Annotated in this window: 17 protein-coding genes and 1 tRNA gene; 10 read left to right on the forward strand and 8 right to left on the reverse strand. The window is 49.3% G+C overall.

Annotated elements, in window-relative coordinates; genetic code table 11:
- Positions 1-12: 12 nt before the first annotated feature.
- Positions 13-1,980, forward strand: a complete 1,968-nt coding sequence (locus ES815_RS12230; protein WP_142488026.1) for a YjhG/YagF family D-xylonate dehydratase — start codon at positions 13-15, stop codon at positions 1,978-1,980.
- A 33-nt stretch (positions 1,981-2,013) separates the two neighbouring features.
- Here ES815_RS12230 and ES815_RS12235 read toward each other — a convergent pair whose 3' ends face one another.
- Complete coding sequence (locus ES815_RS12235) at positions 2,014-2,772, reverse strand: IclR family transcriptional regulator (RefSeq protein ID WP_142488027.1); 759 nt, start codon at positions 2,770-2,772, stop codon at positions 2,014-2,016.
- A 268-nt stretch (positions 2,773-3,040) separates the two neighbouring features.
- Between ES815_RS12235 and ES815_RS12240 the strand changes: the two genes are divergently transcribed.
- Positions 3,041-3,400, forward strand: coding sequence for a hypothetical protein (locus ES815_RS12240; protein ID WP_221888534.1), 360 nt, complete (start codon positions 3,041-3,043; stop codon positions 3,398-3,400).
- Positions 3,401-3,484: 84 nt separating this feature from the next.
- Here ES815_RS12240 and argF read toward each other — a convergent pair whose 3' ends face one another.
- Entirely contained in the window at positions 3,485-4,489 is a 1,005-nt protein-coding gene (gene argF, locus ES815_RS12245) for an ornithine carbamoyltransferase (protein ID WP_142488029.1), read from the reverse strand.
- On the reverse strand, positions 4,399-4,764 hold the full coding sequence (gene argL, locus ES815_RS24150; protein ID WP_409518826.1) for a putative translational regulatory protein ArgL: 366 nt from the start codon (positions 4,762-4,764) through the stop codon (positions 4,399-4,401). The genes argF and argL overlap by 91 nt, the downstream gene beginning before the upstream one ends.
- On the opposite strand from argL, the gene rraB reads away from it, so the two are divergent.
- From rraB to ES815_RS12265, 4 genes are all read left to right on the forward strand, one after another.
- Positions 4,654-5,076, forward strand: a complete 423-nt coding sequence (gene rraB / locus ES815_RS12250) for a ribonuclease E inhibitor RraB (RefSeq protein WP_142488030.1) — start codon at positions 4,654-4,656, stop codon at positions 5,074-5,076. The genes argL and rraB overlap by 111 nt on opposite strands.
- A 45-nt stretch (positions 5,077-5,121) precedes the next feature.
- Positions 5,122-5,880: a tRNA isopentenyl-2-thiomethyl-A-37 hydroxylase MiaE gene (gene miaE / locus ES815_RS12255; protein ID WP_142488031.1), complete on the forward strand. Its 759-nt coding sequence runs from the start codon at positions 5,122-5,124 to the stop codon at positions 5,878-5,880.
- Positions 5,881-5,914: 34 nt separating this feature from the next.
- Positions 5,915-6,646 carry a topoisomerase II gene (locus tag ES815_RS12260; protein ID WP_142488032.1) on the forward strand — a complete coding sequence of 244 codons (732 nt, stop codon included), beginning with the start codon at positions 5,915-5,917 and terminating at the stop codon, positions 6,644-6,646.
- 104 nt (positions 6,647-6,750) lie between these two features.
- A tRNA-Leu gene (locus tag ES815_RS12265) sits at positions 6,751-6,835 on the forward strand.
- A gap of 182 nt (positions 6,836-7,017) precedes the next feature.
- On the opposite strand, the gene ES815_RS12270 is transcribed toward ES815_RS12265, so the two are convergent.
- From ES815_RS12270 to ES815_RS12280, 3 genes are read right to left on the reverse strand one after another with little or no spacing between them, the layout of a single operon-like run.
- The gene (locus tag ES815_RS12270) at positions 7,018-10,245 is read right to left on the reverse strand and encodes a type I restriction endonuclease subunit R, EcoR124 family (RefSeq protein WP_142488033.1); all 3,228 of its coding nucleotides are present in this window, start codon (positions 10,243-10,245) and stop codon (positions 7,018-7,020) included.
- 17 nt (positions 10,246-10,262) lie between these two features.
- A complete protein-coding gene (locus ES815_RS12275; protein ID WP_142488034.1) occupies positions 10,263-11,483 on the reverse strand; it encodes a restriction endonuclease subunit S in 1,221 nt (406 codons plus the stop codon).
- A 1-nt stretch (position 11,484) separates the two neighbouring features.
- On the reverse strand, positions 11,485-14,076 hold the full coding sequence (locus ES815_RS12280) for a type I restriction-modification system subunit M (protein ID WP_142488035.1): 2,592 nt from the start codon (positions 14,074-14,076) through the stop codon (positions 11,485-11,487).
- A 426-nt stretch (positions 14,077-14,502) separates the two neighbouring features.
- Here ES815_RS12280 and ES815_RS12285 point away from each other — a divergent pair, with 426 nt between their 5' ends.
- Positions 14,503-15,510, forward strand: a complete 1,008-nt coding sequence (locus ES815_RS12285) for a restriction endonuclease (protein WP_142488036.1) — start codon at positions 14,503-14,505, stop codon at positions 15,508-15,510.
- Positions 15,511-15,741: 231 nt separating this feature from the next.
- On the forward strand, positions 15,742-16,455 hold the full coding sequence (locus tag ES815_RS12290; RefSeq protein ID WP_142488037.1) for a hypothetical protein: 714 nt from the start codon (positions 15,742-15,744) through the stop codon (positions 16,453-16,455).
- A gap of 123 nt (positions 16,456-16,578) precedes the next feature.
- Here ES815_RS12290 and ES815_RS12295 read toward each other — a convergent pair whose 3' ends face one another.
- A complete protein-coding gene (locus ES815_RS12295) occupies positions 16,579-17,157 on the reverse strand; it encodes a class I SAM-dependent methyltransferase (protein WP_142488038.1) in 579 nt (192 codons plus the stop codon).
- Positions 17,157-18,170 carry an HNH endonuclease domain-containing protein gene (locus tag ES815_RS12300; protein WP_142488039.1) on the reverse strand — a complete coding sequence of 338 codons (1,014 nt, stop codon included), beginning with the start codon at positions 18,168-18,170 and terminating at the stop codon, positions 17,157-17,159. The genes ES815_RS12295 and ES815_RS12300 overlap by 1 nt, the downstream gene beginning before the upstream one ends.
- 230 nt (positions 18,171-18,400) lie before the next feature.
- Between ES815_RS12300 and ES815_RS12305 the strand changes: the two genes are divergently transcribed.
- Positions 18,401-19,429: a hypothetical protein gene (locus ES815_RS12305; RefSeq protein WP_142488040.1), complete on the forward strand. Its 1,029-nt coding sequence runs from the start codon at positions 18,401-18,403 to the stop codon at positions 19,427-19,429.
- A 295-nt stretch (positions 19,430-19,724) separates the two neighbouring features.
- Positions 19,725-21,395 carry a DnaJ-like cysteine-rich domain-containing protein gene (locus ES815_RS12310; RefSeq protein WP_142488041.1) on the forward strand — a complete coding sequence of 557 codons (1,671 nt, stop codon included), beginning with the start codon at positions 19,725-19,727 and terminating at the stop codon, positions 21,393-21,395.
- Positions 21,396-21,416: the final 21 nt, after the last annotated feature.

Consider the following 21,416-nt stretch of genomic DNA (forward strand, 5'->3'; position numbering starts at 1 on the left):
CGGAAGGTGACGATGTCGATAGAGACGATTTTTACCCCGCAGGATGACGCCTTCTACTCGGTGATCACCCACGCGGCCGGGCCGCAGGGGGCGCTGCCCCTGACCCCGCAGATGCTGATGGAATCCCCGAGCGGCAATCTGTTTGGCATGACCCAGAACGCCGGAATGGGCTGGGATGCCAATAAACTCACCGGCAAAGAGGTGCTGATTATCGGCACCCAGGGCGGGATCCGCGCGGGCGATGGCCGCCCGGTGGCGCTGGGTTACCACACCGGACACTGGGAGATTGGCCTGCAGATGCAGGCCGCGGCAAAAGAGATCACCCGCAACGGTGGGATCCCCTTTGCCGCCTTTGTCAGCGACCCCTGCGACGGGCGCTCCCAGGGCACGCACGGGATGTTTGACTCCCTGCCGTACCGCAACGATGCGGCGATCGTCTTTCGGCGGCTGATCCGCTCCCTGCCCACGCGCCGGGCGGTGATTGGCGTCGCCACCTGCGACAAAGGCCTCCCCGCCACCATGATTGCGCTGGCGTCTATGCACAACCTGCCGACCATTCTGGTGCCGGGCGGCGCCACGCTGCCACCCACCTTCGGCGAGGACGCCGGCAAGGTGCAGACCATCGGGGCGCGTTACGCTAACCATGAGCTCTCCCTGCAGGAGGCCGCCGAGCTGGGCTGCCGCGCCTGCGCCTCACCGGGGGGCGGCTGCCAGTTCCTCGGCACCGCAGGCACCTCACAGGTGGTGGCCGAAGCCTTAGGCCTGGCGCTGCCGCACTCGGCGCTGGCCCCGTCCGGACAGGACGTGTGGCTGGAGATCTCCCGCCAGTCGGCGCGGGCGGTGGTCGAGCTGGATAACCGCGGCATCACCACCCGCGATATCCTTACCGACAAGGCCATTGAGAACGCGATGGTGATCCACGCCGCGTTCGGCGGCTCCACCAACCTGCTGCTGCACATCCCGGCCATTGCCCACGCGGCGGGCTGCACTATTCCTGACGTCGACCACTGGACCCGCGTCAACCGTAAGGTGCCGCGGCTGGTGAGCGTATTACCGAACGGGCCGGATTATCACCCGACGGTGCGGGCGTTCCTCGCGGGCGGCGTGCCGGAGGTGATGCTCCATCTGCGCGATCTTGGCCTGCTGCATCTGGATGCCATGACCGTCACCGGCCAGACCGTGGGGGAAAACCTCGACTGGTGGCAGGCCTCGGAACGCCGGGAGCGCTTCCGCCAGTGCCTGCGCGAGCAGGACGGGGTGGATCCTGACGATGTGATCCTGCCCCCGGAACGCGCCAACGCCCGCGGGCTCACCTCTACGGTGGCGTTCCCGGTGGGCAACATCGCCCCGGAAGGATCGGTGATCAAGGCTACGGCGATCGACCCGTCGGTGGTGGGTGAGGACGGCGTTTATCGCCACACCGGTCGGGCGCGGGTGTTTGTCTCGGAAGCCCGAGCAATCAAGGCGATCAAAAGCGGCGAGATCGAGCAGGGCGACATCATGGTGGTGATCGGCGGCGGGCCGTCCGGCACCGGGATGGAAGAGACCTATCAGCTGACCTCGGCGCTCAAGCATGTCTCCTGGGGAAAAACCGTATCGCTGATCACCGATGCCCGCTTCTCGGGCGTCTCGACCGGAGCCTGTTTTGGTCATGTGGCGCCTGAAGCGCTGGCGGGTGGGCCGATTGGCAAACTGCGCGATAACGACATCATCGAAATTGTGGTGGATCGCCTCTCCCTGACCGGCAGCGTCAACTTTATCGGCACGCCGCTGGCACCGCTCACGCCCGAAGAGGGGGCAACAGAGCTGGCGCGTCGTCAGCCGCATCCGGAACTGCACGCCCATGATTTTTTACCTGACGATACGCGCCTGTGGGCGGCCTTACAGTCGGTGAGCGGCGGGACCTGGAAAGGCTGTATTTACGACACGGATAAAATTATCGAGGTCATTAACGCCGGTAAAAAAGCGCTCGGTTTATAAGCCCTTCAGCCAGATACCGGGAGCAGATTAACCTCAGGCCGGGTAGCCCAGGGCGCGTGAGAGCTGGCGCCCGGCCTCCTGTAGCTGCTCGCGAAAACGCGCCAGCTCATCGTCGTCGACGCGGGAGGTCAGGGTCGACAGGCTCAGGGCGGCGATAACCCGGGATTCATGGTTACGCACCGGGACCGACACGCAGCGCACCCCCTGCTCGTTCTCTTCGCTGTCGAGGGCATAACCCTGCTCGCGGGTCTGTGCCAGCGCGGCCAGCAGCGCCTCGCGTGAGGCCAGAGTCGCGGGGGTATAAGTGGTGTACTGATAACCGTCGAGCAGCGTGTTCAGTTCGGTGTCGCTCAGCCAGGCGATCAGCACTTTGCCGATGGCGGTGGCATGCACCGGCAGGCGACGGCCAATGCGCGAGTAGGCGATGGCCGCCAGCTTGCCTTCAATCTTCTCGATATAGACCCCTTCGCGCCCGTCCAGAATGCCCAGATGGGTGGTCTGCCCGGTGCGCTCCGACATCGCCGTCAGCCAGTGCTTCGCCTTCTGGCGAATATCCATGGTGCTCACCACGAAGTGGCCGCGCTCGACCAGCTTCATGCCCGGGCGATATTTGCCGTTCTCCGGGTTCTGATCGATATAGCCGTGCAGCTGCAGGGTTTTAAGCAGCGAGTGGAGGGTGCTCTTGCTCAGGCCCATCTGTTTACTGATGTCGGTGATTTTGAGTTCCGTCGCCTGTTCGTTAAACAGATCGAGGATCTGTAAGGCACGTTCAACAGATTGAATAATAGGCATAAGTTCGGCACATCCGCGCTGGAATTAAGGCGAAAACGTACCCTGTTTACGTTGAAAAATCAATCGACAAGGGAGGCGGGGGCTTTGACGATCCTGTTACCGTCACAGGCAATCATGGCGGAAAAATTTGACATAAGTCATTCCTGATACTTATGGATTCAAGTTAAAAAGATAGGCTGTGCCTATTACTCACATTTTCATTGTTCTTTTACACTCATTAACCGTAAGGCTTTCTGCATTTTTTATGGCTCGTTTAAAAGGTATTTTGATGACTGCTTCTAAAACTTGGGTTTCTTTAGGCACCATTGCCAGTCCGGCCACAGGGACGTTATTTTCAAAAATTCTGACTCAACATAATCATAAATATATCCTGTGGTATAACGGCGAGCAGCTTTTTAAACCCGGCGATCGGATAAAAGTCATTTATAATCGTTTATTTATTAACGACGAGCCCTGCGATATTAATATTCTGCAGATCGACAAATACAGCCACACCCTGTGGCGCGTAATGAATAAGATGTCCAGCTGCCCCGGCCATCGCGACCCGGAGAGCAAGACGTGCGATGCTCCGGTAAAATGTATTTTTAAACAGTGCCCGTTCGGCAAGATGAGGGTGAGGGCAAATTAATAAGCCGGTAAACTATTCTGTCGACAAGTAAATAATATAAATATCAGGAGGGCGGCAACCCTCCCGTCATTTTAAAAGCAGGCGTTATTCACCCAGAGTGGCGACCATCACCGCTTTAATGGTGTGCATCCGGTTCTCTGCCTGGTCAAATACCACGCTCGCCGCCGACTCAAATACCTCGTCCGTCACTTCCATTCCGCCGTGCAGATCGAACTCCTTCGCCATCTGCTGGCCCAGCGTGGTCTGGTCGTCGTGGAATGCCGGCAGACAGTGCAGGAACTTGACGTCCGGGTTCCCCGTCAGGGCCATCATCTGGCTGTTCACCTGATAGCCACGCAGCAGCGCAATCCGCTCGGCCCACTTCTCTTTGGCTTCGCCCATCGACACCCACACGTCGGTGTAGATGAAATCGGCGTCCTTCACGCCCGCCGCCACGTCTTCGGTGAGGGTGATTTTGCCGCCGTTCTTCTCTGCCAGCGCGCTGCACTCCGCCACCAGGCTCTCTTCCGGCCAGCAGGCCTTCGGGGCCACCAGACGCAGATCCAGCCCGGTGAGCGCCGCCGCTTCCAGTATCGAGTTACCCATGTTGTTACGCGCGTCGCCGGTATAGACCAGCACCATCTCGTTAAAGGCTTTGCCCGGCAGATGCTCCTGCATGGTGAGCAGGTCCGCCAGCAGCTGGGTTGGATGGAACTCATTGGTCAGCCCGTTCCACACCGGCACGCCGGCATATTCCGCCAGGGTTTCGACAACTTCCTGACCATGGCCGCGATACTGAATGCCGTCGTACATCCGGCCCAGCACGCGGGCGGTATCTTTAATTGATTCTTTATGCCCAATCTGGCTGCCGCTCGGCCCGAGATACGTGACGCGTGCGCCTTGGTCAAATGCGGCAACTTCGAAAGAGCATCTGGTACGGGTAGAGTCTTTTTCGAAGATGAGCGCGATGTTTTTGCCAGTAAGTTTCTGTACTTCAGTCCCTTTTTTCTTATCGGCTTTCAGCTGTGCCGAGAGGGCAAGCAGAGAGGTGAGCTGTGCGGGAGTAAAATCGAGCAATTTAAGAAAATGTTTTTTATACAGTTCAGACATTTTATCCTCACATGGCAAAGGCCACTTATTGAATTAAAATTCACTTTATCTGTATCAATATTCACTTGCAACCCCGATTCACAAATCTTTCTTACAAAGGTGGAGGCAAACACATCCGTGTGTGAAAATAGAAGTATCTGCCGCACTTTAAAGAGGAACGAGCCATGGCAAACCCAGAACTGCTGGAAGAACAGCGCGAAGAGACGCGACTGATTATTGAAGAACTGCTGGAAGACGGCAGCGATCCGGATGCGCTGTACACCATCGAGCACCATTTCTCTGCGGATGATTTCGAAGCGCTGGAAAAGCTGGCGGTTGAAGCCTTCCGTCTGGGTTACGAAGTGACGGAGCCAGAAGAGCTGGAAGTGGAAGAGGGCGACACCGTCATCTGCTGCGACATCCTGAGCGAAGGCGCGCTGAAGGCAGAGCTGATCGACGCCCAGGTTGAACAGCTGATGGACCTGGCCGAACGTTTTGAAGTGGAATACGACGGCTGGGGCACCTACTTCGAAGATCCGAACGGCGAAGAGGGTGACGACGAAGACGACGAAGATTTTGACGAAGACGACGACGGCGTGCGTCACTAAGTATGATTTGCGGCAGCTTCGGCTGCCGCTTTGCAAGGTTCAATGATGGATTACCCGCAGATACTCGCCCCTGTTCTCAACTTCCTCCAGTGCCCGACCCCGCAAGCGTGGATTGATAAAGCCCGCGACCCGGCTAACCTGCCGCTGCTGCTCACCGACCATATGGTGTGCGAACTCAAAGCTGCCCAGACCGCGCTGTTATTAGTGCGCAAATACGTCGCCGACGAGAGCGGTGCCGACGCGCTGCTCGAGTGGCTCAAGCCCTATGAAGCCTTTACCTTCCGCGAAGGCCCGGAACCGGATTTCGTCGCCCTGCATAAGCAGATTGGCAAAAGCGTGATGCCGAAGACCGACGACCCCTGGGGTCAGGCGCTTATCGACAGCATGGTGCTGCTGATTAAAGAGGAGCTGCACCATTTCTGGCAGGTGCGCGAGGCGATGCTGTCCCGCAACATCCCCTACGTCAAAATCACCGCCAGCCGCTATGCCAAAGGGATGCTGAAAGCCGTGCGCACCCACGAGCCGCTGACGCTGATCGACAAACTGATTTGCGGGGCCTATATCGAAGCCCGCTCCTGCGAACGCTTCGCCGCGCTGGCCCCGTTCCTCGACGAGGAGTTGCAGAAGTTTTACCTGTCGCTGCTGCGCTCCGAGGCGCGGCATTATCAGGACTATCTGACGCTTGCCCAACAGGTGAGCGACGAGGATATCTCTCCCCGCATACAGCTTTTTGGTGAAATTGAAGCCACACTGATCTCATCACCGGACAACGAGTTTCGCTTCCATAGCGGCGTGCCGGTGTAAACCGGCATAGCTAAAGGATCAAGGATGCGTAACGATGAGAAGAGCGTGGACTCGTATAGCAGTGGTAGCGGTTATCTCCGCAGCAGTGGCCTTCTGGGTTTATTACGACAAGCAGCGCCTGCAAAACACCCCCGAACATCGACTTGATACCGTCCTTAACGCCATGCCCTCCTGGCAGGTGCTGAGAGAGCAGGACCCCCGATTTGTGGCACGTATCCGCGAGCAGATCCTCACCATGCAGAAAGCGGGGGAGTCTGAGCAGGAGATTATCGACGTGGTCCAGCCGCAGATCCTCGAGCTGCAGATGTCGCGCCTGCAATATGCCCCCGACGCCAATGCGGTGGCCTGGATGACGATCAATATGGAGCAGACCGCCGCCATTCAGAAGGTGAGTGACGATGCCTGCTTCCGCTTCTTATTCCCTGCCGTAAAGGGCGGCATCAACCCGATGCGTGTGCTGGATAAAGATATGATGCAGCGCCGCCTGCAGGCCGACGCCGACATGATGCGCACGGGCTGGGGGAAAAACCGCCATACCGTTAGTCCGGAGGAACATGCCGCCGCCGTGGAGGATGTGCGGCCGATTATGCAGTCCCTCGCCAGCCAGTACGGGGTGGCGATCCAGCTGCTGGTGATGCCGGAGAACGCGGTAGGCAAAGAGAAGCTCACCTGCGAGTTGGTGCAGGCGATGTGGGCGAAGGTGCTTGCGCTGCCGGAGCAGAAGGCGGCGAGGGTGATTCGGCTGGCGGTGATGGAACTGGATTGAGGGGGGCGCTGGTTTTTTGGGCACTTAGCGCGGTTTAGCGCGTCGCCGCTTGCATGGCGGCGCGCGACAGGTATAATCCACAACGTTTCCGCATCCCCTTCAGTGCCGAAGTGGCGAAATCGGTAGACGCAGTTGATTCAAAATCAACCGTAGAAATACGTGCCGGTTCGAGTCCGGCCTTCGGCACCATAAGATGCAAAAATTAAGTCGCTTAAGGGCGGCTTTTTTTGTGTCTGGAATTTGTTATTGGAAGAAGGTTCCTTACTTTTTGAATTTCTGATGCTGGTACCGATGATTTTTATCAAGATCCTGTGCAATACTCCATCCTCAGCATAAGTGTCGTATGACTTATGCCGAGGAAACGGCATCTATTAAAGGACTACACCAACATCATTGTCATTTAATAATTCGTTCGATTGCGCCAAAATAAACTGCTTTAAGAACTGATCAATGCGTATGTTCAGCTTAAACAGAGGTATGGTTACGCCGTCTTGTTTTTCAAAATAGATTTTTGCTTTTGATTTGTCTACCGTATCTTTTAAAGCATCAAAGCGACCAAATTCGTTGATATTATTATCATTAATATTATCAGCCATTAATGCGATGAGTAGCCCTTTATCTAAACCAAGAGCATTAACAACAGCATTTAATTGTGCATTTTCAGCGTTATCTTTGTAAGTGTTGATATAGTCTCTAAAAGTATGGCCTTCAATTAACTCAGCATCGCCGCGCTGCAGGTCATGCAAGAAGAGCTTGGCGTACTTTTGCTCGTTTTGGGTGAGCGATGCAAAAGACTTGTGCAGCTCATTTAATGTGGCTTCAATGCTCGCTGAGTCTTGGTGCATGTTCAGCTCTTTTAAAAATTTATCGAAGCGGCTGTTCATATAATCTGCATCGATTTTACCAGTATCTATTTCAGTTAAATAACCACTGATATCAAAAGGCACATCACCGCCGCCTGCAACATTTCCTTCCCCTTTGCCTACCAGCTCTTTATAACGCAAGACTAGGCTCAGGTAAGTTTGTTCGTCGATAGTCAGCGTTACCTCATACCCCACACCATTTTCAGTAGGGGGATAAACCGATTGTTCCCAGTGCAAGCCTTGTACTTTAGCTGCTTCCAGGTGCTTACTAAAGGTATTAAATAATTTGGCGAATCGAGCGCTGGCTTCCACATCATCTGGTAGTTTTTCAAAGTTCTGAATACCCGCACTGACGAACAAATTGGTAATGTCCACCATTAAATCATTCATGGCTTTAATATTGTTCCCTAACTTATCTACGAAGAGTCCTATAGGTTTGTCGCCGGAATAGAGTTTTACCGCAGCATTAATGTGCTGCTCCATGGTGTGCGGATAGCGATAGTAACGGATAATTCCGTGGGGTTTGTCGGGGCCAAACAATCGATTGGTCCGCGAAAACGCCTGGATGATATTTTGGTACTTAATCACCTTGTCTAAATACAAAGTATTAAGCCACTTAGAGTCAAAGCCAGTGAGCATTTGATCCACAACAATTAGTAAATCTAACTGCTTTAAAGGCTCAGTATGAATGCGCTCGTAAGGCTTTTTATGTGCAAGCCGTGACGCTAAATCTTTTTTAAATGCTGCGTGGCGGGCAAAATCAAAATCATGACCGTAACGTGCGTTATAGTCGGCTATAATTTCTTCCAAACCATCGCCCTTAAAAGTAGGTCCACGATCGCTACTGCCATCGTTATCAATGTGCGGGTCAAACAAAGCCGAAATTTTAAGCTCAGGTTTGGCTGCTTTTAAACGGCGGTAATAGTCAATGGCTTCAGCAATGCTGCTTGTGGCTAAAATTGCGTGAAATTTATTGGCCTGACTGAGCACATCCCACTCGGCCAGAATATCTTCTACTACCTTTTCTTGATGGTCTGCAGTAAGATACTGTTCTTTTGGCATAAAATCTTCTATGCCTTTGATATACTTGCCGATAGCATCTTTATGGCCAGCCATAGATACATCATTCATAAAATAAGTAAATTTTTTCTTTTTGGCAGGTACTGACATAGCATCCGCCACCGAATCGGCTTTGGCCTGTTCGAGGGCGACGGCTTGGCGTAGCTCTTTATCTTTAAAGGTACAGATTTTGTAAGGATCAAAGCCCAGAACGTTGCCATCGCGAATACCGTCGGCAATGCTGTAACGGTGTAACTCGTTTCCAAAAACATCAGCGGTCGTGTTCTTGTTAATATGGTTTTCATCATGGATAGGTGTACCCGTAAAACCAAAAAACAAGGCGGCAGGGAACGTCTTTTTGACGGTAACTAACATTCCGTCTTTATTATCTTTGCCGCCGCTCATGGTTGAACGGTGCGCCTCATCGACAATAAACACCAAACGCTTAGCGCGAATTGTTTCAATATCCGCAGCGTTTGTAACCGTGCCTTCATCGTATGCCGCTTCAAAAATATTACTCATCTTTTGAATAGAGCTAACAATTAAGGTATCAGCGGGGGCGGTGCTTTTTAATTTGGTAATGAGTACGTGAGTATTTTCGGTGGCTTGAACGTCTTCGCCATCGCCAGCAAAATTGCGATATTCCGCGAGCGACTGGGTGCCCAGTTCAATCCTGTCCATTAAAAAAATCACTTTATCGGCATCTTTGGATTGTGCAATCAATTGCGCCGATTTAAAGCTGGTCATGGTTTTACCCGAACCAGTAGTATGCCACACGTAACCTCCGAGGCGCTCGGGATTATTGGCCGTGCTACCCAGTTGCTTCCAGTTGGTTTTAGCTACTTTGTCTGATATCGCATTAGCGGCGTAATACTGATAACTGCGCATTACCTTAAGCACGCCATCGGTATCGTCGGCGACGGTATAAAAGCCAATTAACTGGTGCGCCATAGGGATAGAAAGCAAGGTAGAGGCAATGTCTTTCCAGTAGTTCATGGGTTCGTTATTAAAATCGGCCCAGTTAAACTGATAATCAGGATTAAATTTGCCGTCTAGTCCGGGGTTGGCAAAGTATTTTGTCTCGTTTGGCTCCATGGCCACAAACACTTGGATGAGCGAAAACAGGCCGTTAAATAAGCCCTCTTTACTGTACTTTTCAATTTGGTTTACGGCCTGGCTAACTGGAATACCGCTGCGCTTTAGCTCTACATGGATCACCGGCATACCGTTAATCAGCAATAACACATCACCGCGTCTGTCGTTACGCAAAGGGCTGCCGCGTTCAAATTTTGGCTGTTGCACAATTTGATAACGGCTTTGGCCAGCGGCAATTTCCTGGCGATCGTATATTTTTAAGCTGACTTCTTTGCCCATATGCAAAATATCGGCTGGGTTATCGCGCTTAATCGCCACGGTTTTACCGTTAATTAAACCGTTGAGCTTAAGCGGGGTTTTAAGCTCTTTGATTTGCTCAATAATTTGCTGCATTTCAGTCGCGGTAAGCGGGACATCGTTTAAACGATCCCGCTGGCGATTGTTTTCAAACAAAATGTTTGCCCAGTTTTGCAGTAAATCCGCTTCGGTTTTGTTTTTGAGGATCTCTGGTTCCCAGCCTTTGTAGGTGAGTACCTCAATAAAAGCCTGCTCAAATTGTGCTTCGGTTTTAAAGGTGTTCATGATTTCTGCTACCCCCGCTAAACAAACATTTTACTCAAGCAGGCCTGCTTGATATTGTTGAGTTTGTTAATTTGTTGTTGATGTTGGTTAATTAGGGTATCGAGTTTCTTGAAGTAAATACCTATTTCATATTGCTCTTCTAAACTAGTGCTATAAAACTTAAATAGCTTCATGTCTGCTTGAAATAAATGTGGGATACTGCTCCCAGAGACCTTCTCTTTTATTAATTCTTTGAACAGTTCTGAATTCAAGATTTGATAAAAAAAGTTAGAGTCTAGATTATCACTAGGCCTTACAAGCATCATTGTAGAATTTATGGTAGCCTTGCATTGTAGATTACTTATTACGGCAGGGTTGCCCAATGAACCATCCTTCGAAAATATTACATCATCATTTTTCAACATAATCTCTGGCGACTCTATGTAACGCCATTCTGGGATATGGTCGATCTTACTCCAGTTGATATGACCATTTTCTATATGTTTACCGGCAATCATTGCAGGACCATCGCTGAGATATTCATTTTGCTTGAGGGATTTCCAACCTAAACGACCTTTAATTCTGGCAATTTCACCTAATTTAACCTCAAACCAATTGTTGCTAAATCCTTTAAAACGGACTTCTGGAATGGTTGCACCTTGTTTAGGAAACATTTTTTCCAGCATGGCTTTTTTAATATTGATAAGCTTGTCATGCTTTTTTTGATGCTGAATGATTAGTGTATCAAGCTTTTGGAAGGTATTGCCGATGGCGATTTGTTCAGGTCTTTCGGGTATACTGATTTCCGTGTCTAAGATGTTTTTGTTGTAGAGTCGTTTAATAGTACTGCCTTCTAATCCACTCCATTTAACCATAGAATAAAAAACTTTCAAGAAAGCATTATCTATTTTTCCATCATGTTTTAGCCAAACAATATTTGAATCCTGAAAGTATTCATCTTCCCCTTTGTATTCAACAACGCGACCAATACTACCAGAAGCTGAAAGCAGAAGATCTCCCTCAATTGGGTATGGGTATTTCTTTTTATACTCATCAAATAGAGCTTTACTAATAAAGGCATCAGGTTGTTTTCCAAAAGTACCTATTTTAAAGAATGGAACGTCACCATTTTCAGACGTTTGATGCTTGAAAATTCTTTTATTCATAGCGATAGAACCTAGATCACCCAAATATAGGTTTTTCCAATCCCCACTAAACCCTTTAAATCGAATTTCTGGCACCTTGTTTTGTATACTCATCTTATTTACCCTTCAGTAAGCTGGTGAGTTCAGCCAAGCCCTGCATATCAAACTCATTACCAGTGAGATCGCCCATTATTTCAGCCAGTTCTTGCTCGGTGGTTTTTATCTCATGGGCCACTTGCGAATAGGTAACGGCGTATTTGTCGGCAAGAGCTTGCACTCGGCTGGTAAGTTGGCTAATTACGGCGTTTGGCATGGCGGCGAATTCTGTGCTTAATGGTGCAATCCATTTAAGATGCAGCAGATTGTTCACTTGTTCATCGGTTAAGGCTTCGATAGTTGCTTTGGTTTTTAAGTGCAGGGTAATGGCTGCATCTTTGACCGTTTTTTTCAAGGCTTTTTCTTCCTCGATTAATTCGTTTGCACCAATAATTTTGGCTTCATAACTTTCTTCTGCAAATTTAACTTCGCTGTCTTTTTGTTCTTTCAGGAAGGTTTTGGCGGCTTTACCTACTTCGACATTTGCAAATCCATCTTTGCTCTCTTTGACTGTAATTTGTTCTTTTTCTTCTTCGGTCAGGGATTCAAAAATTTCTTCAAGCGTGCTGGCAATTTCAGCCAAGCGGGTTTCTTTAGCTGCCAAGGCTTCTAAATCATCATTTAAGTAAGTTTGTTGCACTAAATCAAAGGGCAAAATATGGCCTTTCCAGCCGTCTTGTACTTCGGTGTCTTTGCTATCTTTCTTCTTGATGACTATATTAGGGTCAACTTGTTTAGTGGCAGAAAAACCTTCGGTTTGCATCATTTCTAGATCTGCACTGATGAGTTGCCATTGGTTGTTTAAGTATTGGTAAGCTTGATATTTGTCGATTAAAGCAATGGGGGCTAAGCGAGTAAATAGCCCGGCACTTAAAACCGCCTCTTGTTGGTTACGCTTTACGCTTTCCCAGTTTTGTATTAACCAAGTGTTTAGCTGGACATCAAAGCCATTAAAGGCTTGGTTATAGGCACCGATAAACGCTGACACTTGCGGGTGTCCGCTAATACTGGCGTTGACGTCTTGTCTGGCAATGGCTAGCTCACTGTAAGCGGCAGATGTTGGCCTAAACAAGGTATTGTGCAATAGTGGGAAAGCCTGCCAATAGCTATGTAACTCGGCGATTTCGCTGTTAGGGATGCCGCCGAGCATGGTGGCGTGTAAATCCCAGCTCTGCGCTGCCGCAGATGAGTCCACATAGCGCGATATGTTGAGATTGTAGTCATTGTCGCGCAGGGTTTCTTTACTTACCAGCTGCGAGAACTTATCGATATTTTCGCGGGTAATTACAGCATCAGTAATGCGCTTGATATCACTGGCTTGCAGTTTGTTGTTTTTGCCTTCTTTCATAAAATGACGGGAGGCATCGATCACCAATACATCGGTGTTTTGGCGTTTTTGTTTGAGTACCAAAATCACCGTGGGAATGCTGGTGCCAAAAAAGATATTAGCCGGTAAACCGATAATGGCATCAATATGATTTTGCTCAATGAGTTGCTTGCGAATTTGACCTTCTTCACCCCCACGGAACAAAACACCATGGGGCAGTACGATAGCCATAATGCCATCAGGCTTCAGGTGGTAAAGATCGTGCAGTAAAAAAGCAAAATCGGCTTTGGTTTTAGGCGCCAGGCCAAAACGTGAATAGCGCGGATCGCTCTCTTTAAAGCTGGGGTCCCAGTTTTGTGAGTAAGGCGGGTTGGAAACTACTGCATCGACATGCAAGGCATAGTATGAGCCTTGAGGATCGCTGTCATCAAAATATGGCCAATCCTCTTCGAGCGTGTCGCCATTACGGGTTTTAATGTTGCTGGCTTTAATACCACGCATGATGAGGTTCATACGAGTTAGGTTGTAGGTGTTGGCTTTTAATTCTTGAGCAAAATAGGTGATGCTATCTTTATTTTTAGCATATTTCTCGAACGCCTCACCGATATTGATCAGTAACGAACCAGAGCCGGAAGTAGGATCGTAAATTTTGATGGTATCTTTGTCTTTTAACTCATGGGCGATGATGTTCGACATTAGTACCGAAACTTCATGAGGCGTGTAAAACTCACCGGCTTTTTTACCGGCATTGGCGGCAAATTTTTCAATCAGGTATTCGTAAATGTAGCCCAGTACGTCATAGCCTAGATTGCCATTCATGGGGATGCTTTTGATCAGGTGTAGTAAGTCGCTTATGGCTTTGGTGCGTTTGCCAGCACTTTCACCCAATTTGCTTAAACCTGTTTCTAACGTTGTAAAAATGCCTTCAAACAATTTTTTGTAAGTTGGTGAAATCAAACGGCTAAAGGCTGAGAGTGCATCTCGCACGTTAGATTCATCAAATTCGGATGTTGGGTTAACCCACGTAGAAAACAGATTATCGTAGGCAATAAAGTAGCCCAGGTTGTCTTGAACGTATTTAACGGTGTCAGCATCTTCTTCAGTGAGGGCTTTGATATCTGCGGGCGTCATCCCCTGCTTGGTGACAAACTGTACCAATTGGTCGCTTAGGTACTTGTAGAAGATAAAGCCGAGTATGTAGTCTTTGTATTCGTTGGCTTCAATCTTAGAACGCATCTGGTTGGCTGATTCCCAGATTTTTGATGCAAGCTGCTGTTTATTCACAATAATTCCCGTTGATAACAGTTTTGTTCGTAAAGGGCTATTTTAGGGTTTTGATTGTACGTTTGATAAGAGCTTCATGCTAGCGGCAAGGCTTAACGAGGAAGTGTCAGTGAGTAGTTAATAGTCTAGAACCCTACCAAGAAATCTTTCTTCATCTGACACAGCTTTGATATTACTTTAAACAACGCGAGTACTTACATATCGCGATAAGATGATTACGATGATACGTTCTTCAACATTCGTTACTTTAAGAATGGTATTCCGAATGGTGCCTTCTAGCGCCTGGCGTTGATCGAGAGGATGAACGCATCATTTCCAGGAACCATTATCTGGGGATATTAGCGCAGTGGCTGCAGAGAGTTTTGACGCTCCTAGATATCAAGCATATGATCCCTCGCAAATTCTTTTCTTCTTAAAGGACAGGGTATGGGCAACAGAATGTGGATGATCCGTGGCGATGGCGGCAAACTCTATGACGATTTCCGTGATAAACAAATTGTTGGCATCGGTTGGTCTCTTTTGGCTCCTTTAGTCAAACCCGGCCTGTCCCGAGCCCAGCTACTTGCGTTGTATCAAGAAGCAGATCCGTTAACAAAACTAGGGACGGCCCGTTCTGGTGCATCGCAGGTCTGGCGTTTTGTGAATGAGATTCAAAAGGGCGATTGGGTCATTACCTATTCGCCAGCCAACCGTACTTACCTGTTAGGCAAAGTAATATCTGACTTCCAGTACCATCCTGAATGGGAAGAAGAGGGGATGGGCATTGCTCGCCAGGTTAAATGGAATGGTCAAGAAATCGACCGTGATCGATTATCTATTGCTACCAAAAATACATTGGGGTCCACGCTGACTGTATTCCAGCTTCCAGAATATGCGTTAGAAGAGCTTTTACAGGATAAGAAACCTTCTGTAGACGTTATTACTCAAAACCCAATTGCGATGGACGAGGATGAAGTCATTTCTGATCCACTCCGGGATATGGAAATGTTGGCATTTGAGGGTATCAAAGATCGTATAAATTCTCTTGATTGGGACGAGATGCAAAATCTGGTTGCAGGAGTTTTACGCAGCATGGGCTATAAAACGCAGGTTTCACCTGCGGGTGCCGATCGGGGTAAAGATATCATTGCTTCACCTGATGGTTTTGGTTTTGAAAATCCACGCATTATCGTTGAGGTAAAACATCGCAGGGAGCAGATGGGGAGTCAGCAGATTCGCAGCTTTATCGGCGGTCGCCATAAAGACGATCGCGGGCTGTATGTCAGTACAGGGGGCTTTTCGAAGGATGCTCGATATGAAGCCGACCGTTCGACTATACCTCTGACGCTTTGGACACTTGACGATCTTGTCAGAGCGCTTATCGAAAACTACGAGCAAGTAGATATCGAGACCAAGCTTCTGGTGCCTCTGAAGAAAACTTTCCTGCCTGCTTGAATCTTACTTTGATAGCCATATCGGTGTTTTACTGATATGGCTTTATTTGTGTATTGTTACGCACCTAAAGCTAGAGCGGATGTTCTTTCATTAGATCCTCTTTGATTTATATAATATTGCATTTGTATGATTACTCTGTTGTGATCGGGAAATGCAAGTATTGTTTGGTGGAGAAAATTGTTTACATGATTTTCTTTATATTGTTCGGAAATGAAAGTTTATGGAGTTATCATGGAAAATGATGGTTTATGGAGTTTATTAAACACACCTCTTATTTCTGGCGTGGTTTGTGTAATTCTAGCTACTTTACTACAAATTAATATTGAATCATTAAGGCTAAATAAAAAATTCTTTAAGGAAATCCCTTGTTATGTAAAGGAGGCTGGAGTAAATTCTCTACTTTTTCGTTTCTTTTATAAAGAAATTCCGCTAGAAAAAATCAAACCTTTATCAGCTAAACAGAAAAAGGTTGCAATTTCTTGCTCTTTTATCATTGCCTTGATAATTGGAGGGTTTTCGTATTACACAGTAAAGATAGTCATTGAAACACCAAAAGGTTATACTAACCTTAAGTTTATAGACACAAATGAAAAATTCACTCTATCTGAGCATGATGCCATTAGTTATCCTGATAAATCTCAATGGCGTTTAAACCAAGATGTTTGTCATTCTGATACTTATCAAAATCTAAGCAAGCATTTCAACATTAGTTATGATTTGCTTTTTATGGTGTGTACAACTGTAGGGCTTGATAAAGAACGCGTAAAAATAAAAGCGCTTGTTGACAAATTTGAAGTAGATCGTGTTTTTGTTGGTGTGCTATTATTGGTTTTTGGAGTTTATGCGTTGTTTTTTATAATGGCACTATGTTCGCCATTAGTCATTACACCGAAATTGTTAAAATATTGGCATAATTATCTTGAAAAGAAATATATGTGTTTATAGCGATATGAAAATCACGACGGACGGGGAAAGATAATATTAAAATTATCGAGCCGCACTATTTCCCCATTGTTAAATTGAAGAGAGCTGACGCCACACAAAAAATGTCAGACAGGCACAGCCTCTTTACCCCTTCCTCAACACTCCATTAACCCAACGTTCATCCCTACCCGGACGCTTATCCCGCGTCACCCACATCTCAGCGAGCTCAATCCCCACTACCGTACCCAACAGCGCCCTCAACCCCAGCTCATCCATATCCGTAAATCGCCTTCCATCAACCTCCCGCTCTCCATCTCCATACTTAAACGACACATACCAAACCCCGCCCGGTTTCAGCCCATCTGCCAACCTCCGCATCACTCCCGGCAACTCCACAGCCGGAACATGCAACAACGAAGCACAGCACCAAATCCCATCAAACTCTTCCTTCCACTCAACATCCGCAAAGGTCATCAGCTGAACCGGTAACCCAGTATGTTCCCGCGCCAGTTCAACCATCGCTGAGGACGCATCGAATGCCTCCACCTGATACCCCATCTCCAAAAACGCCTTTGCATCGCGCCCTGAACCACACCCCGCATCCAGCACCCGTGCCCCAGGCGCGAGATGTTTGGTAAAGGTCTCATACAGAGAGGACATATCGACATTCACCGTCCCGTTGAAGAAGGTCTGTGCATTGGCCTGATAGTATTTAAGCGTCATTAGAATGTGGCCTCGCCTTCGGCTTTAGGTTCCCAAGTATGGAAGAGCCTCACTTTGGCAGCATTCCAGTTATTTTCAAGAAAATTTTTCCGTGCGACGGGCTGGTTTCCGGTCTGTTGGACAATGGTTTCATGCAGCGGAAGTTTGCTCTGGATAAAATACTCATTGCGGGCATTTAACCGTTGCAGGAGTGTGCGTCCAGGCAGGCGCGCGAACTTCCCTTCAGCACCACGATTACAGCACTGGCAGGCCAGCACCAGATTCCACACGCCATTGATATTGGCAACCTCATTGCGGGCTGCCCAAGGGATAAAGTGGTCAACATCGGCCAGGTCAGGATCGCCCGGGGACAGGCTGATGGGTTTGAAGCAGTAGAAGCAGCGTCCTTTCTGGTAGCCGTTTAAACTGTCGCGACAGCTGGTGATATCAACCCGACGCGCGTTCACGCGACTGAACAACAACTGATTATCTTCGTCGAACTCGACGCCAACAAGGTTGCGGGACACGCCCATCGCCCAGGCCTGTTCGACCAGGTTCCAGCGCGCAGTAGTTTCAAAAGCCAGGTTTTGATACTGCTGACGCTCGCCCAGATGAAAGAAGTTATCCGTCAGGCGGATGCCGTTATGGGTCTTTCGCTCATCAATGAAAAATCGTTTCTCGATCTCGCCGCCATTCACATTGTGGAAAGCATCAATCACGTTGGCAAAGCCTCGGCGTACCGTGGTTTCATTCAGCTGGTTATGTGAAATTTCACCGTTATTGAACTGCGCGCAGGTATCCAGAAACTGGCTGCGGCTCGAGGTGATCTGCTTCGGCGCGTGTTTCAGGTGTTCGCAAAGATGGCGGCTGAACGGCACGGCGAGTTCGTCGAGGGTGATGATGTCGCTGCCCGTCTTATCAATCTCATACAGGGCATGGGCAAGCGCGAACTTATACGATGCGACGTTCTTTCCAAAAAGAATCACCCCGCGCCAGTAGTTCTCCAGCGTAGGGTCAGCCTGGTAAAAATCCATCAATGAAATCCTGTTACGGTGGGTGAGGTAGCTAACTACCGAAACCTGTAACAGGATCACACAATAAATGAATGGTGATGTAAACGGTGAATCTATGTATTTGGTGAATTTGTGATGTATTGGCAGTTGAAGAGCGGACTCCAACACCTTAAATCAGGTGACCAAATTTACTCTGCAATGCCCATCACCTATATTTTAATGCGCTGCAAGCCGCTCACAGGGAAGGAAAAATGACGCAATACTGGTGGAAAGATTTATTGGATCGGAACAATCGCTGGCAGGGGCTGGAGCTGACGGTCCGGGCTGAGCAGCATCCCGGTCATGCCATGGAGATGCTCAGCGGCCACCATGGGCGCATGGCATTGCAGTTTCAGGGCGAGACGCTGTTCTGGGCCACAGTGTTGAAAGATCATTCCGGCGTCTGGCTGGTCTTTAACGCCGACCATCCCGGTCAGCAGGCGCTATTACCGTCAGTGTCCTCGGCAGATGTGGAGTCGGTTAAAGCGCAGGGCGCGCAGGCATGGACAGGCGAATGGTGTCGCTACTTTGCCCGGCGGCTGATGGATTCGCCAGCGCCATTGCTGACGGCGGGCCGGTGGCTGTTAAGGCCTATGGCACCGGTAAGCCGCACCGCGCAATCCTCTGTACCCATCGCAGACTGGCGTTTTGATTCCCCCGCCAGCGCCGGAAATATGGGCTGCGACTGGGTGCTCTATGGCGAGGACTTCCCTGATTTAGCGGATCCGCAAAAAGTCAGGTACGTAGACTGGTGGTGGGGCGGCAATTTGCTGTTGGGACGTTATCCGATAAACACCGATGCGGGGCGGCTGAAATGGTGGCGTAAAAAATGCCGTGAGGGCACACTGCCGCCGGTGTTGGTCCGGCACATTGCCGGGCTGGCGTCTTTTGTGATCCTTGATGGTCATTATCGTCTGCAGGCGGCCATTGCAGAAGGGATCCCACCGCAGTTTTTGGTGCTCAGTGAACTGCATGAGAGAGAGTTTCCCTCCGATCCGCAGCATCAGGAGCGTATTGTCCGGGCACTGGAGCTACAGCAACGTAAAAACCCCGCATGCAGCGTTGAGGGGATAAATCAGACGCTGATTAATCTCTATGATACCCGCTATCTCTATGCTTCAACCCATAGTCGCGCCCTGCTTGGCGACGGAGAAAACTGGGCGTGGGAAATTGAGGCTTATTTGCATAAACATCAGCTTGGGGAATATCTGGGAAGGATCCTTGAGCGGGTGGAGATTTAAATCGAAGATGCGCTGAGGCTAAGAGCGCTGGCTCCGGCTTCAGTCGATCAGCAACCTTTAAAAAATTGAGGTTATGCGTTTTTTAGGACTTTCAGGCGTGGGATGACATTTAATAAAAATGAATTAATTATTGGCTTTACGCGAGGCGTTAATTCAGTTCGATTTCCAGTCACTATGTTTTATATATGCAAGATGCGTCATGCTTAATGCCCCCAACTCCGTTTATTAGTAGTTGCCTGATGTAGGCAAAGCCATATCATTCTGCCGATAACAACTCTCAATTCAGGTAATAAAGATGAAAGACGCGTGGCTGGATACGTGCTCTACCACCATCCAAAACTTCGTGGAACGCTCGACGAGGTTACAGCCAGATAATCTTGAACTGGACCTGGTCGAAAAAATCGATTTTGACTACCAGATTAACTTAAGTCTCCATTTTCGTGTTGAGACGACAGATCACACTCAGGTGGGAAGAGTCAGCGTCGGGAGCGGCACCCGCGTTTTTACCAGTACTTTCCAGTACGCCGAGGCGCTTCAGGCTGAAACCAGCGCTGTCTTATCTCGCGCAGAAACTCTTCGTGAAGCACAAGCACTGGTGCTTTCCCACCCTTACGGTGCGCTTCAAAAAGAGCAAGAAATCTATTCCCATCCAACGCGCCTCTGTTTAACTGAAAACTGCACTAACTGTAATGGACGCGGACAGGTCAATTGTTCCTGGTGCTATGGTTCTGGCCGCGTGAGCTGCACAACCTGTGGAGGAAGCGGGCAGGTACTGGAACAGCGAAGCCATTTCGATCACTACACCAATCAGTATCGCACGGAGAGCCACTACCGGATGTGCTACACCTGCACAGGTGGTAAGGTGAACTGCGGCCACTGTAGCGGCTCGGGAAACCAGCGCTGTTCTCCCTGCGAGGGGACAGGCGAAACAACCCGCATTACCCGGCTTGCCAGCGTTGCCGTGCCTCATTACCAGTTGATCTACCATCGTGAGGATGTGCCGACGTTCATTAAAGATGGCCTCTACAAAGCGGGTATCCCGGAACTGGCAAGTTTTGGCGCCGTTGAGCTGGCAGATTCCAGTATTGATGAGGGTTTGCGTAACGTTAACTTTATCTACAGTGCCAGCGTACCCTTTGCCCGATTTACGAGCCAGCTACGCCAGGCTCAGCTTGCTGCGCAGCCTGTTAACTGGATCGTTTACGGTCGTCGTCCGCAAATACTGGATGCGGGGCATGTCGTTGAGTTGATGCTGAAAAACGATCTGAATGAGCTTGTCTATCGAACCACCCGAGGGAAATTGCTGAATCCGCTTGTTGCTACGTGTAGCCGTAAAACGGTGGCCACATTTATGGAATCGGAAGCTCATCAGGATATGCTGGATGCGAACCGCGCGGGTAAATCCGGCGAGATGCTCCGCGAAGCGATGAATCGTGGAGTCACCACAACCTATATTGATGAAGCCCTGACCAGCCTGAAAGCCATCACGCAGGCTGTCCAGAACTGGTCGGTGGTGAAGTGGTCAATCTTCAGCGCTGTCATTATCTATCTGTTTATGCCTCTGTACACAGCGTATGGCGATATCTGGTCCAATGACAGGGCGACAGGACGGGTCTATCTTACCCCGTTCACTAACTGGGATAATCAGCATAATTTACTCGCTTCCCTGGAGGTACTGGCGCGTTACTGTGGCCTGTTTATTGCCATCGTTGCCATTGTTATCTCTTTGCTTGGGTATTTATGGCGCAGGGGCTGGGTCCGCTGGCGAATGGGCCAGCATCTGGCTAAATGGGCGGTTAATCAGAAGATTTTACGTAGCGGTTGGTTCATGAGCCTTCTTCTGACCAGCCTGCTCACAGCTTCCCTGTTGCTGTTTTTCCCGATCTGGGTGACAAATGAGGGAGAACTCTTTGGGCAGTATTCCTTAATTGAGTTAATTCGCTGGGTTGCTCAGTTTCTAAGATAATACGACCAGGGCTCCCGGTAT

Source organism: Leclercia adecarboxylata (genome assembly GCF_006874705.1).
Lineage (GTDB): Bacteria > Pseudomonadota > Gammaproteobacteria > Enterobacterales > Enterobacteriaceae > Enterobacter > Enterobacter adecarboxylatus_C.

Coding starts and splice junctions, on each gene's coding strand:
- ES815_RS12230 (WP_142488026.1), top strand. CDS start 13: ATGTCGATAGAGACGATTTTTACCCCGCAGGATGACGCCTTCTACTCG.
- ES815_RS12235 (WP_142488027.1), bottom strand. CDS start 2,772: ATGCCTATTATTCAATCTGTTGAACGTGCCTTACAGATCCTCGATCTG.
- ES815_RS12240 (WP_221888534.1), top strand. CDS start 3,041: ATGACTGCTTCTAAAACTTGGGTTTCTTTAGGCACCATTGCCAGTCCG.
- argF (WP_142488029.1), bottom strand. CDS start 4,489: ATGTCTGAACTGTATAAAAAACATTTTCTTAAATTGCTCGATTTTACT.
- rraB (WP_142488030.1), top strand. CDS start 4,654: ATGGCAAACCCAGAACTGCTGGAAGAACAGCGCGAAGAGACGCGACTG.
- argL (WP_409518826.1), bottom strand. CDS start 4,764: ATGGTGCTCGATGGTGTACAGCGCATCCGGATCGCTGCCGTCTTCCAG.
- miaE (WP_142488031.1), top strand. CDS start 5,122: ATGGATTACCCGCAGATACTCGCCCCTGTTCTCAACTTCCTCCAGTGC.
- ES815_RS12260 (WP_142488032.1), top strand. CDS start 5,915: ATGAGAAGAGCGTGGACTCGTATAGCAGTGGTAGCGGTTATCTCCGCA.
- ES815_RS12270 (WP_142488033.1), bottom strand. CDS start 10,245: ATGAACACCTTTAAAACCGAAGCACAATTTGAGCAGGCTTTTATTGAG.
- ES815_RS12275 (WP_142488034.1), bottom strand. CDS start 11,483: ATGAGTATACAAAACAAGGTGCCAGAAATTCGATTTAAAGGGTTTAGT.
- ES815_RS12285 (WP_142488036.1), top strand. CDS start 14,503: ATGGGCAACAGAATGTGGATGATCCGTGGCGATGGCGGCAAACTCTAT.
- ES815_RS12290 (WP_142488037.1), top strand. CDS start 15,742: ATGGAAAATGATGGTTTATGGAGTTTATTAAACACACCTCTTATTTCT.
- ES815_RS12295 (WP_142488038.1), bottom strand. CDS start 17,157: ATGACGCTTAAATACTATCAGGCCAATGCACAGACCTTCTTCAACGGG.
- ES815_RS12300 (WP_142488039.1), bottom strand. CDS start 18,170: ATGGATTTTTACCAGGCTGACCCTACGCTGGAGAACTACTGGCGCGGG.
- ES815_RS12305 (WP_142488040.1), top strand. CDS start 18,401: ATGACGCAATACTGGTGGAAAGATTTATTGGATCGGAACAATCGCTGG.
- ES815_RS12310 (WP_142488041.1), top strand. CDS start 19,725: ATGAAAGACGCGTGGCTGGATACGTGCTCTACCACCATCCAAAACTTC.